This is a genomic window from Enterobacter cloacae complex sp. 372C4 (genome assembly GCF_050030615.1).
In the GTDB taxonomy this organism is placed as follows: domain Bacteria; phylum Pseudomonadota; class Gammaproteobacteria; order Enterobacterales; family Enterobacteriaceae; genus Enterobacter; species Enterobacter intestinihominis.
Genome location: NZ_JBLGUQ010000002.1, coordinates 273,845 through 286,232, shown reverse-complemented (window position 1 = coordinate 286,232; position 12,388 = coordinate 273,845). Strand labels below are relative to the sequence as shown.

Genomic DNA, 12,388 nt, shown 5'->3' with positions numbered 1-12,388 from the left:
GCCCCGCATAAATTAGCAGGGCTTTTTTTTACTTTGTCGAACCGAATATTTTACCCGGTAGATTCCGAAGAAAGCGCAAAAGGTTATAGGTAATACGCTGCTCCAATCGCATAGTTGTTTTGTATCTGGTGGTAACGTTGTGGATATGGTCCAGATCAGTATAAAGGCCAGGAGGCTTTCTCTTTAACTTCAGCTCCCCACGGATATAACTTACTGCCTCAGGCTTGAATACAGTTAACTGGCGCCGCTCAGTGACTTTCCGAACAAAATCACCCATACCCATGCAAAGCCAGTCTGGCTTCTCACCTTCAAACTTGCAGGGCCCGTTAATGATGACAACATTGATACACTCCAGTTCGCTGGCGCGTAATGTAGACTGAATGGCCTTGATGTGACCGTAGTTTTGCCTGAACGGGTTTTGTAACTTTAGTGTCCCTGACGATTTCCATTTTCGCCAGTGGCTTTCATCCAGCTTCCCATAGAGCTTTCCAGCATAGTTCTTCTGCTCGATGACGTAGAGCCCATGAGAGGCGATAAGGACGTGATCAATCTGCGTGGTGCCAGTGGCACTAACCGGCAGAGTTAAATCGCTCAGAAGGCCTTCTGCATCATCAGGAAGGTACGCTTCAATTTGCTTGGCCGTCCTGCGTTCAGCAATGGCTGACGATACGAATCCCATCAAGCAATAAAGCACAATGAGTACCAGGGCAATAATACTTATTGCTATCACCCGCCACGCCATCAGGATCACGTCCATCTTATTTCACCGTCGGATAGCTGGTGGCCTGAACAGAATCAAGTAACCGGGAGGTTGTGCCCGCCAGCGTTTCGATGTTGGTTGACAGGCTCATTAACATACCGAGCGCGGAGCGAAGCGATCGTTGCGGCTCGTTGTACGTTTTGAATGTAGTGGTCGAATACATTTGAGACAGACGCGAACGGACCTCGACTGGTGTCAGGTCACCGTCGATGAGACCGTACTGGATTGCTTGCTGCGTTGTCCATACCCGGCCGGAATACAGAGCGACAGCATTTGCCTCCGGGCGGCTAATTAGTTTGTTACCCCGGCCTTGCTCAACGTCCGAAATAAATTTTTCATGCATGGAATCCAGGATTTGCTTCTGCATAAAATCCCGGGTGGCCTCGGAAAGCGGATGATAAGGGTCGAGTGCAGCTTTAAATTCCCCTGCTGTGAGCGGCTCATTTTTAACACCGACCGTATCCATGACGCGGGACAGGTTCCAGTGATCCATTCGTATGCCGATCGAGCCGGTCAGAGCGCTGCTATCTGCATAAATGGCGTCAGCAGGGGACACGGCGTAGTAGCACGCTGAAGCACAAATGCCTTTGACGCTAACGATAATAGGCTTATAGCTGGTTTCCATATCGGCAATGAAACGGCCACTCCCGGCGGAGAGGACCTCCAGGGTATTGCGTTTCGATTGTTCGGCATTGATATCGTCCTGCGAGCGTGAAGCACTGGTATCACCCGTATTACGGGTCTTGCTTGCGGATTCCGCATGTGAAATACGTTCAATCTTCTGCTGGTGGCTTCGAAGTGCATTAATCTGGCGATAAATAATAATCGCGTCTGAAGGTCCGCCACCACCTGACTCCGCCTCGATAATGACAGCTTTGGCATGCGGGTTGTTGTACGCTTTTGCCAGTGCTGCGGCTATCACAGAACCGTCACCGGCCTCTGACCCGGTGCCCATTTCTCCCGATATGCGCACGACGGCAATATGATCCATTCGTCCTTCTGATTCCTGATACTTATCGTAAATATTAAAGGCCGAAACCCCTGCTGCTGCTAATGCCAGAAGGGAAATAACCACTTTTGAGGTGGTATGGATTCGGAACATCTTATAAAAACGGTCAGCGTTCTCATCAAGCGATTCTTTGATATTGGCAGGTGACTTCTTATTTTTACGGTTAAACATCTGACCACCTTATTACATAAGTTTTTGAAAGTTAGACCACAAGCGGTTGAGTGCAATTCCCAATATCAGCAATGCGACAGGGGGGAACAGTTGAGCGATATTGTTAAAAAGAGACATATTAGGCATTGAGAGGTAAACAAAGGTTAATGCACCAATTATCCAGAAGGCTCTGAACCAGATCCTGTAAAACTGAACGGTTACATTACCGAAAACGTAACGTTTTAATTTCCATTGATACATGCCGTCAGCGAGCATAGCAATTAAGTAAGGTGAAAACACAATCAGCCAGCCGAGTATCAGATTCCAGCGGAAAATGGACTGATAAATGAGCAAGGGGAGATTCTTTGCCACAGTGTAGTTTACCGATGACATCTTCTCTGCAACGTAATTCAGCCCACGCGCAGGTTTCGTCGTTTCCGGGATCAGTATCGTATTCAGATATTCGATCAGCTTATAGTCATTAATCAGAGTCGACAAAGTAGCTTCACTATTTGCAATAACCGACAACCACCGGTCATTAGAAATGAGGCTACGACTGGCGTTCACCTCCTGAGTGATTTGTTGCTTTAGATCGTCAGTATTCTGGAAGCCCAGACTATAAATAAGATAAAGCATCATCCCTAAAAAAAGCAGTCCTCTGATGAATACTGCCCGTGCAGAATTATCCGCAGCCATTTGCGTCCCTCCACTCCCTGAATAAGTCTAATCGGTCGCCATGGTCACGGTAGTGGCTTCGCCAGATTGTTGGCACACCCAGCAACCAGTGGTATTGCTGCGGGATTATGTGGTTGATCAGGCTGAACTCAGCCAGTTCCTTATGCTCCGGACTTTTCCAATGAATTTGACCGGGTTCAGGAACATAGACACAGGCTTTTTCCTTTGCAGCCTGACGGCTAAACTCAACAAAATTAATCCCCCAGGGCGTCCAGTGTCGGTATCTCCCGGTGATCCCTGTATTAAATACCGGGAGCGTTAGCATGGTGTCTGCGTAGGTTGAGATGACCTTTTTGCACACACAAGGGCTATCAATTTGCTCCCGGTCGAGGTGTGTTAATAGTGCCCGGTCCATAATGTGGTTGAACATATTGGCATACAGCCCGGTCGGGTCGGGCAGGCGGTCAATCGCCGAGATTAGTTTAAATTTGATACGAGAGAGAAACGCCGAGTCTTCTATGGTAAGAATGTGACTTAATGTGGTTTCAGGGTGAATGAGTGGCTTATTGCGTTGTACTTGTTTAAACGTGACGCTGTCAGGCAGCGTAATAAACGCCGATGCAGCACTCGTAAAATTGACAAAATAGGGAAGTAAATAACTCCCCAGCATTTTTGAATTTTTATCAACAAGGCGGCGGCGCTCTTCAGAATTGTCGAATGTAATGCGAAAACCAATAAATTTTCGCTGTCCGTCTTCGCTCGTAAGAAGAGACTGAACCCATTCATCACAAGGTCCCTGAGCTACGGACCAGTAACTTGTTTCATGGTCACCGTATTCATTGCTGGTGGACAGTTCCCCTTGGAGCAGAAAAAGCTCGGAAAGGATAATAGCCAGCGCTGATAAAGACTCAGCATCGTTGTCATGGCAAAATTGCCCCACAGATTTCAAAGCACCTTTTTCAATCCCTGCCAGACGGTCACGAACATCCTGCGAATCGGCAAACTTCAGGCCTAATGACTGCATACGCCGTTTAACAAGCGAACGGCTTTTACTGACTTTCAGAGATGAACTGAAAATTTGATTTTGTGTCAGAGTAATTTGCTCGTCCATCAATGCAATTTCCTTAGATGTTTATTTAAATAGTCTAAACCCACATTCTGACGCAAAGTTACTTTTCCGGCTGGTTTCAGGAACATCTCCAATAATGTTGTATTGGGTCTCATCGAGTTTTCACTTACGGCAATCGGGATCTGCCCGACGACTTTACGACCATCCTGAAGTCTGGCCACAATATGAAATTTTGGAACCTGGCCTAAAAGCTCTTTCGGAATACTTTCTTCCAGCGTTGTTTGCTTTCTTTCTGATATCGAACCAGAGAAGTTATTATGCGGCAAAGTGGTTTCTGATCCTGTCGTATACGTGACCATATTTGTACTAATTGGACTTTTACCAAAGTTTTCTACAACCAGCGTTTGCGTTGGGGTGTCGTTTACCCGCAGGCTAATGTAATTGTTACACAGACCCGTAATACGATTTGCAGTCTCAACGTTTGCTGCTGCAATAAAATCGGAAATGGTTTGCGTGCAAATAAACAATGCAATTTGTGCGGCACGACCCTGAGCGAGTAAGTTTATCATTGAATTGTTGATTGCGGAGTGTGCTTCGTCGACGAAAATACTGATCCTTGAATGTGAGGACATATCACCATCATCAGAGTTATAGCGACTACCCGCGCAGGACGTCAGGTCTGACATTATCAACTGCGAAATAGCCCGGGCGGATTCCGGGTTGGAAAGACCATCGAGCGAGATATAGAGAACACCTCCGGTACTGAATATTCCATCTGAAGTGACTATTTCACGCGAAGTGAGTGAATTAGGTGACGGCGAAAGCAATTCATTCAGTGGTTGTTCGGTCAGACGACTGAACAGCGGCATAATACCCGCTGTCATTTTTGACATGTGCTCAGGATCAGACAAAGAATAATCTACTAACCGGCCGACGGTATCAATCCAATCAATGGGCTCGGCACCTTCATAATTCAAGAAGTGGGCAGAAAACCATTCAACAAGGCGCTTAAAGCGGACTTGTAGAGTATCATTCGAAGAATATTTCACCTTTTCCATCCATACATCGGGCCCGTAGTGCCGTGCATAACAGCATTCCAGAACTTTTACGGTGAGGTTCAGGATTGCCATGTGGCTTTTCATGTTTTTATGAATGAGATATATCGACGGTTTTTTATCCGTGTAAGACAGACCGGTGATCACAGTTGAAACGAGAGCCTCGGCATATTGTACGAATGGGTTAACTTCCCCGGGAACCGAAACCAGACTAAGAAGGCGTGAGGTGAGGTCCGAAACATTGGTATAAGCGTTGCAGACATCAATACACACTGAAGAAGAAGGCTGGGCAGGGTGAAACTTATAAAATGGCAACCCAAGTTCCGCCGCTTCATCCATAAGTGACTGCCGCCAATCTGCGTCGTTCTTTGGATCAATAACCACAATGACGTGGCCTAAATGCAGCATACTGATGCTCAATAACCGCTGAAGGACTGTTTTACCGGTACCGACGTTTCCGGTAATGAGGGTATGGCCGAACCAGTTATCTTCGGTAACAAAAATTGGCGCCCGTTTATCAACAGCAAAAATGGCGTTACTGCCACCCATGGATCTGGCCATCGCCTCAAAATGCCGCGCTATGGGGTTTAGGGCAAATGGCAGGGCTATCTCTCTTTTATCGCTTGAGAGATTGGCAATTTGATACGCGCGATCTGCATGCTCGGGACCCCATTCAAAGCCGTTACAGAAGTAGGTTTTTCTGTCCGGTACCTGACGGTTGGATTTTTTATACTCTTGTACCAGCTGGCGGTACTTTCGCTCGTTAGAGAAAAAGTTACTTTTGTTGATCGACCTGAGCGATTTAAGGCTAATAAACATAATCTGGCGCTGAAACACGCGCCAGTGCGCCATCAAATAAGGGTATGCCGTTTTACAGCGGTACAAACAAACCAAAAGCATGAAGGCAGCGGTATACAAAATGATGGGGGCAATATTCAACCCATCTGATCGAAACCCCATAAACAGCATTATTATGGCGCAAATTAAAAGTACTGAGGCACTTCTGTACTCCAATATCGGCCTGTAAAAGTTTTCCTGGGCGTGCAGGTTGGTCCTTTTTGATTTTGCCATTATAGATTCCCTACATCTTTAAGTGTGTTAATGATTAACTCAATATCGACCTTTGCCCGGTCGGATGCGGCTACCAGAGTTGGCATGTTGAATGCGAAACATTTTGTATTGACTATGGCGCCGGAGGTGACCTGGTATTGAGGAAGCTGGTTAAAAAGCTCAGGCGCATTTAACTGCGTCCCGTATTTTTCAACACATGACTGGGTCAGAAAAAAGGTGTTCTGGGTCAAAACCATGAATCGGTTTTTCCGCTTTCTTTTAAACGACCCAGATAACTTAGTCAGAATGTGGTGAAGCATTGTGGCAATTTCGACGTATTCAAGTTCTGTAACTTCACCGCCACTTAGCAGGGTAAAATCTTCCAGTGTCTCCTTTTCTTCTGCACCAGGTTGGTCAACGGCAATAGGAGCCTGAACTGTGGCAGAGTTGGATCGATTAAAGGCTTCTTTCACTGGAGTCGTGACCGGCGGATTTTCATGCTTCTTCTCTGCTTGAGTGTTTACCGCAAACAGACGAGCCAGGGCCGGAGATAGATGGTTCGCTTTCTCCCCGGCGGGTTCCGATTTTATAGGGTCCTGTGATGACACAGGACTTGTTAAAATTACTTCTTTCCCGGTTGTATTGGGAGCTGGTGGCTCTCTGGTATCCTCAGGATCATTCAATTTACCGGGCGCAACGACCTGGTCTGTTTCATCATGGAATTCGGCGACATCGCTATTTTTCGCCTCAGGCTGGGGGGGTTCAACCACAGAGTTGTCGGCGACTATAAAGTCAGAATATGCCTCACTATCGCTATCTAGGGTTTCTTCCAGCAGGTGGCCATATTGCTCATACTCAGAAGCAGTGACGGTCTCCGGTTCGGAGTGGGCGTTAATCTGTTCAGCTACCGAATTGGCCTCTACAGCCTGGGGGGTATTCAGTCGCGCCGGAGGGAGATCAAGCGGTGTTTGTGGGGGCGAAACCGCTTCGTTTAATGATGGACTTTCAGGGATATCCAACGGCTGGTACATTGACGTATCAAAAAGCGACTTCAGCGTAGAAGTGGTTCGGGGTTCCGAGGTGCTCACCTGAATACCAGCACAGTTATCCCCCAGTTGTATCAGGCGTAGATTGTTTACGTCACGGACTATCCACATACCATCCAGTGATCCATCACGGTACGTCAGCTGGAAAAAGGGCCCATCACAAAATGCCGCCTCATCAATACCAGGGATTAACGCAATAGCAGCATCGAGATTAAGGTAAGGTACGGAATCAATATTAATGACTGCGTTGTGGGGCAGTGGGGCGCTCAGAAGCATTTCATGCAGCTGCTCGACCAGACGCATCTGACTCTGCTCTTCATGTTCCTCTACCCGTTCCTTTTCATCCAAGCCGCCTGTTCCGGCTGTATCTGTTGGCGTAGTAACCTGCGGATCAATAATATCGGTTGCTTTATCCGTGCCAGCCGCCTCCACACTTTCTGTGATGGCTTCAGTATTTTCACTGCTTTTACCGTTGACACTGTCGGCATCAGGGCCGTTCACGAGTTTGAGTCCGTATTGTGGAGTATCTTCAATGGCGTCGCTTACGGTGTCCGTTACTCTGGTAACAGACTCACGACCCGGGACCGGCCTTCTGTATTCTGTTACAGTTTTCTGTTCATCAATATAGATGAAATCTTTATTTGCATTAACGCTGAAGAGGCCCGGAACAGAATCCGGGATTTTATATGAGTCAAAAATTAACCCGATCCAGCGAAGTTTCAGGAGATTATAAAATTCCAGCTTACCGATACCGTTTCGGAAGATGCTGGCTATTTCATTTTCCGAGTATGTCCCGGGAATAAAATAATGAACCACACGCTCATCATCGTAAGGCTCAACATAACCCCGTTGAACCAGCGACTCTACTAGTACAGTTTTACCTGCATCCCCCTGTGGGAAGTTGAACTTGTGGGCCGCAAAATCACTAAGTACAAAGTCGAGGAAGGCGTTTTCATTGAGGTAAACTTCACCGTTTACAATAATGATGTGCATGGGTTTGGATTTATAGTTATTAATATTAATACTGGTGAAGTTATGCTTAATGGTACCTATTGCTCTTGCCGCAGCATCATTCGACCGCAGACCCATTATCGGGTCCCTCAATACATTAAGGTCAGTTCCCGTTGAATAATAATCTGAGGTTCTTACACATTTGGACAGAAAGTCATTGCCATCGTTATAGACATTCAGTGCCGTAACCATTTTTGCATAGACGCGCTCCTTTTTGACACGGTCGAGGAATGACATACAGACCGGATCTAATATTCTCTCAAGGAAAACGCTTGACCATATATTATGTTGGTTATGAATGCGTTTTCGCCAATGTATTTCATATTCGACAACATTGTTTTCACGTGCCCAGTCAAGCAGGCTTTGCGAGCTTGGCGCCCATGTTAAAGTTTCATTCAGATTCAGACTTACTATATCGAGGTCATATACCTTTCCGGCATCATGCACAAGGCCACAGATAAAAGCGGCATAGAGATATACTTTTCGGCGAATGACTTCTTCATCCTGATACCCAATTGGGCGCAATTCAGAATGATTGGCATTTTTTAAAGAAATCATTGCAACTTCCAGGCTATGTGACAACAATCCGCCAATACCATTATGGTGGTGGTTTTCTGAAGCAGGAAGTAAATGAATCCAACGGATGTATTCAATCAATGGTTTTAAAACCAGATTGGTGAAGGTAAAGGCATCCTCACGGATGTCTCCATCACTTATTGCCAGCATCATAGAGATTGAGTGCAGTTTATCTCTGTAAAGAGAAAGAATAGACTGCTCATTAAACGTTTGTATCCCAGCTGGCCGAGTTGGGTACTCAATGAATTTCAGGACTTCAAGATTCGGGTGATCCGGTACAGTGTATTTCTGATCCCCTATAATCTGAGCAAATGGTGAAAGACTCGAAACATCCTTCATCATTAACTCAGCCACATCATTCTCCCTACTGGAGAAGATGCCTAAAACTCTTTGTATACTTAGGAATAGCGCCCTGAAATTCATCAAATAATCCTTATTGGCGTTTACCAGATAGTTCCGCAGCAATATATGCCTGCACGCTTTTGTACTGTTTTACCTTTTCGATAAACTCATCAGGACTGTAAGAACCTTTTACACGGCGCGACACGTTAAGTGTTTTTTTGACCCGTTCGATATACATGTTGAGACTTCGGATAATATTGTGCGCCATTACGTTGTAATCGCTAACCGGCAGCTGACCCAGAGAGTTGAATTTATACATCTGGGTCAGAAGGTTGTTCATTTCAAAGATGTGCTTATAAAATCGCATCGTGTTCTGGTTGTTGAAGTTTAACTGGACAGATTCAAATCTGAACGGAGAAAACTCAGTTGATGAGAAGAATGGATCACTTTCATCAACCTTAATAGTGGCGATGTGGGCCTCCAGATTCTGCTTCATCAAATTGTTTTCGTCGTGCAATTCATTAAACCAGTCCTGAATTGCCTGCACCAATTCAGGGTGTTTTACCGCATTAACCGTCCTGAATAATGATGAAATAGCAATGCTAACATCATTAAAGCCTCTTATTACGGAACGATTCCGTGCCGTAAGAAATCGGTTAAAGTCTGGCGTGCCTGGAGTAATAGTTACTGTTGCCATGCCGTAATGTTCATTTTTACTTTGCGTGGCTCTTCGGCTATCTTCAGGAGTCTGAGAGGAGCGGGCATTTACATCAGGTGTCTTCTGCTTGCTTTCATTAATTGTTACGTCGGTCATTGTGCCACCTCTGATTTTGAGTATTTACGGATTTTGCGTCCCAGTTCGATATACGCAGTATGATAGAACTCAAGTAATTCTCTGTAGGGTTCTAGTACTCCCTCCGTTTTTTCGATCATTTCATATTCCCAGAAGGCATGATTAACAAAGCAGCTTTTCGAATATTTTCCGCTTTTCATCGCAGAAATCCGTTTCGACATATGACTGGGAGACCTGGTTTTAAACGGGCTGAACTTATGCCAGGTGATTGTAACTTTTTTGGCATTACCGATTAATTCAATTTTCGGCGCATACGAACCCAGATACTCACGCTTTAGCGTATTGTTAGGCCGGGGTAAATTAATCTCCAGATGATTCCGTTCTTTCCACTCGATCCAGTAATTTGTGCAAAGGTCTTCAGCTGCCTCCCGCAGAACCTCGATTTGTGAACGCATCAAACTGCGTGATAATTCTAGTGACTTTATTAGTTTCGAATTAGACATGTGACCTCCTGATGTGAAATCACTATACCGAAGTGGTTTTTATTTTTTTTTCACAAACAGGACTTTTTTCCGTGATTTTTATCGAGAATTTTGAGGTGGGGCTTCGGAGGCGTGAGGAATACAGATAGTGCGCAGCTCCAGATGAACACGGGAACGGCTGAGATGGGCGCATTTAAGCGCGGCAGAAAAGTAACTTTTTCTGCCATGGGTATTTTGAGACCGTGATCTGAAAAGTGCTGTTTTACTTACTAAGTTATACATATATCTAGTGCCACTTTTTAAACAAAAGTGACCCTATGTTTTTTGCGCATAGTGCCACTTTTAAAAAAAGTGACCCTATGTCTTGGCTACATAGGGTCACTTTTCACAAAGAAGTGACCCTATGTCGAGGCTTCATAGGACCACTTTTCGGCAAGAAGTGACCCTATGTAGTAGTCATGTTAATCAATCGGAAAAATATTCATCCTGAATCGCTTTTTTCGCTAATGTTATTGCCGCTTAATGCCGATAACGATTCGGGCTTTGCTATTTTTTTAAGCGATTAAAATTTCGTTAGCAAGCGCAGGGTTTTTTGATAAAATTCTGGTTAGTTTGGTCAAAAAGTGTTACAAGTAAGGCCAATGGATGAATGGTTAGTTTTAAGACTCAAATAGGCAGTATTAAAATTCCAAAAGTTACTTTTCATCATTCAAAAACCAAACTTTAATTTCATGTAGAAGATTAGTACAATTGTATTGACGCAAGGACAATCCGCACATGTCAGAATCAGATAACATAACGCGTAACCTACTCGGTAAACTATTACGTACCGAGATTTCGATTATTCGTAGTTACCGTGCATTCCTAATGTTATTGCCTATTCACGGATCTTCTATGTATCAAACAGGGTCTCCACTCCTGCAACGCCGTCTATTTGGAACCGGGTTTGGGGCAATGGCTGATAATGCATTCGAAGTTGAAACACGTCCCGGAAGTTTCCTCGTTCCACGTTCTTTAGGTAAAGAGATCTCGTGGGATAAATTTTTTATGGCCGTTGTTGATGGTGACACTAACGTTATCCGTGAATATGACAGTGACGATACTGACTTCGGCATTTACAATGCAGGGGAAAAAGTTACTTTGTTGAATGGGCAGGAAGATTGTTATAATCCGAGCAAAATTCAGCAGTTACGCTCCAAGTGTGTAGACATACAAAATGATTATTTTATGCAGATCTTCTTTATGTCAATGCTTGCACCTGAGTTTGTCAGTATATTTTTTGGATTAAAGCCTGCTACCGTAGATGCAATAAAAGATGTTGGTGTGTCATCACTCAAAGCAATTAACGATGTCGTTCTATTCCCACGAATAATTGCCTTTACACCGGGGTTGGGGGATGATAGTGCAACATTAAAATCTAAGGTGTTTGCCTGGGCATACGAATTATCTGCCGACATTCGTTTGGGTAAAGTTAGTGACGACTTAATGGAACTATTGCGTTACGACACTATGTTTACATGCCACCGTCAGGATGTGTTCAACTCTTTGGCAAATAAAGTGCTCTTGAAGGATTAATAAAAATGGCTAAAGTCGATCAAACTAAAGCTAACATGTTGTTGAGCGCTACAAAAACGATGTCACTTGGTGCGAATAAAAACTCAATAAGAATTCTTTATGGAAGCCATGTTGCAGAAAATATTGATTTCAGATCGGAACCTCAACAAAACGTTAAAAAAGGTATTCGAGGGTGGAGTCGTCGTTCGGATAACCGCAGAGCATTTTCTGCGGTTATTGATGTCGCGGTAAATTACTTCGGTTTTGATCCTATTCATCCGGAATCCAGCTTCCGCAATATTGACTTCAACCGAATCATGAGCGTGCTGCATAACCTTGGGTATTTCGTCTGCGCCCCTGAGGTCAATAAAATCATTGAGATCCTCACGTCAATGAAAGAAATAGAGGAACTCGAAACTTGTGCGAAATGCAAGCGGCCTTACATTGTCCCGTATACCAATGATACTCATTGCCCTCGGTGCAGATTGTCGTCAACGGTCTCTGCAATAGCGAGATATTCTCAGGAGGAGTTAGATTAGCTATTACTTTATGTGAGTGGTTTTAAGCTGAGACCAAAAATCTAAAGACTGCGTCGTCTTTATCTATTAAATCTTTGGCTTGCATACCGTTACACATGGTTCCTCATGTTGCTGTTTATTTTCAGACGGCTTCCGTTCTGACGTATCTAAAACATACTGTGTTAAATATTACTACCATCCGTATTTTTTTGTCTGCTCTATCCTTCCAACGTTCATTTTCTGTAAGTATAACTAACATGAATTGCCATTCTTTGATTCATTACGGTCTTTGAAAAGT

The 12,388-nt window shown here is 44.6% G+C and carries 10 protein-coding genes; 2 read left to right on the top strand and 8 right to left on the bottom strand.

Annotated features, from left to right (window positions below):
* Window positions 1–28: 28 nt before the first annotated feature.
* The 8 genes from ACQG11_RS24490 to mobI are packed head-to-tail and all read right to left on the bottom strand — an operon-like array spanning window position 29 to window position 10,039.
* Window positions 29–757 carry a nuclease-related domain-containing protein gene (locus tag ACQG11_RS24490; protein ID WP_015063009.1) on the bottom strand — a complete coding sequence of 243 codons (729 nt, stop codon included), beginning with the start codon at window positions 755–757 and terminating at the stop codon, window positions 29–31.
* Window position 758: 1 nt separating this feature from the next.
* Window positions 759–1,940 carry a S49 family peptidase gene (locus ACQG11_RS24485; protein ID WP_032610470.1) on the bottom strand — a complete coding sequence of 394 codons (1,182 nt, stop codon included), beginning with the start codon at window positions 1,938–1,940 and terminating at the stop codon, window positions 759–761.
* 12 nt (window positions 1,941–1,952) lie between these two features.
* Window positions 1,953–2,615, bottom strand: a complete 663-nt coding sequence (locus tag ACQG11_RS24480; protein WP_015063007.1) for a DUF4400 domain-containing protein — start codon at window positions 2,613–2,615, stop codon at window positions 1,953–1,955.
* Complete coding sequence (locus ACQG11_RS24475) at window positions 2,602–3,705, bottom strand: hypothetical protein (RefSeq protein WP_015063006.1); 1,104 nt, start codon at window positions 3,703–3,705, stop codon at window positions 2,602–2,604. The genes ACQG11_RS24480 and ACQG11_RS24475 overlap by 14 nt, the downstream gene beginning before the upstream one ends.
* Entirely contained in the window at window positions 3,705–5,789 is a 2,085-nt protein-coding gene (traD, locus tag ACQG11_RS24470; RefSeq protein ID WP_015063005.1) for a conjugative transfer system coupling protein TraD, read from the bottom strand. The genes ACQG11_RS24475 and traD overlap by 1 nt, the downstream gene beginning before the upstream one ends.
* Window positions 5,789–8,824: a MobH family relaxase gene (gene mobH / locus ACQG11_RS24465; RefSeq protein ID WP_015063004.1), complete on the bottom strand. Its 3,036-nt coding sequence runs from the start codon at window positions 8,822–8,824 to the stop codon at window positions 5,789–5,791. Before mobH ends, traD begins: the two co-directional genes overlap by 1 nt.
* Window positions 8,825–8,834: 10 nt before the next feature.
* Window positions 8,835–9,557, bottom strand: a complete 723-nt coding sequence (locus ACQG11_RS24460; RefSeq protein WP_015063003.1) for a hypothetical protein — start codon at window positions 9,555–9,557, stop codon at window positions 8,835–8,837.
* The gene (mobI, locus tag ACQG11_RS24455) at window positions 9,554–10,039 is read right to left on the bottom strand and encodes a conjugative transfer protein MobI(A/C) (RefSeq protein WP_015063002.1); all 486 of its coding nucleotides are present in this window, start codon (window positions 10,037–10,039) and stop codon (window positions 9,554–9,556) included. Before mobI ends, ACQG11_RS24460 begins: the two co-directional genes overlap by 4 nt.
* A 756-nt stretch (window positions 10,040–10,795) precedes the next feature.
* On the opposite strand from mobI, the gene ACQG11_RS24450 reads away from it, so the two are divergent.
* Both ACQG11_RS24450 and ACQG11_RS24445 read left to right on the top strand, forming a co-directional pair.
* Complete coding sequence (locus tag ACQG11_RS24450) at window positions 10,796–11,593, top strand: hypothetical protein (protein ID WP_015063001.1); 798 nt, start codon at window positions 10,796–10,798, stop codon at window positions 11,591–11,593.
* Window positions 11,594–11,598: 5 nt separating this feature from the next.
* Complete coding sequence (locus tag ACQG11_RS24445) at window positions 11,599–12,111, top strand: hypothetical protein (protein ID WP_015063000.1); 513 nt, start codon at window positions 11,599–11,601, stop codon at window positions 12,109–12,111.
* The last annotated feature ends 277 nt before the right edge of the window (window positions 12,112–12,388 follow it).

Coding starts and splice junctions, on each gene's coding strand:
- ACQG11_RS24490 (WP_015063009.1), bottom strand. CDS start 757: ATGGACGTGATCCTGATGGCGTGGCGGGTGATAGCAATAAGTATTATT.
- ACQG11_RS24485 (WP_032610470.1), bottom strand. CDS start 1,940: ATGTTTAACCGTAAAAATAAGAAGTCACCTGCCAATATCAAAGAATCG.
- ACQG11_RS24480 (WP_015063007.1), bottom strand. CDS start 2,615: ATGGCTGCGGATAATTCTGCACGGGCAGTATTCATCAGAGGACTGCTT.
- ACQG11_RS24475 (WP_015063006.1), bottom strand. CDS start 3,705: ATGGACGAGCAAATTACTCTGACACAAAATCAAATTTTCAGTTCATCT.
- traD (WP_015063005.1), bottom strand. CDS start 5,789: ATGGCAAAATCAAAAAGGACCAACCTGCACGCCCAGGAAAACTTTTAC.
- mobH (WP_015063004.1), bottom strand. CDS start 8,824: ATGAATTTCAGGGCGCTATTCCTAAGTATACAAAGAGTTTTAGGCATC.
- ACQG11_RS24460 (WP_015063003.1), bottom strand. CDS start 9,557: ATGACCGACGTAACAATTAATGAAAGCAAGCAGAAGACACCTGATGTA.
- mobI (WP_015063002.1), bottom strand. CDS start 10,039: ATGTCTAATTCGAAACTAATAAAGTCACTAGAATTATCACGCAGTTTG.
- ACQG11_RS24450 (WP_015063001.1), top strand. CDS start 10,796: ATGTCAGAATCAGATAACATAACGCGTAACCTACTCGGTAAACTATTA.
- ACQG11_RS24445 (WP_015063000.1), top strand. CDS start 11,599: ATGGCTAAAGTCGATCAAACTAAAGCTAACATGTTGTTGAGCGCTACA.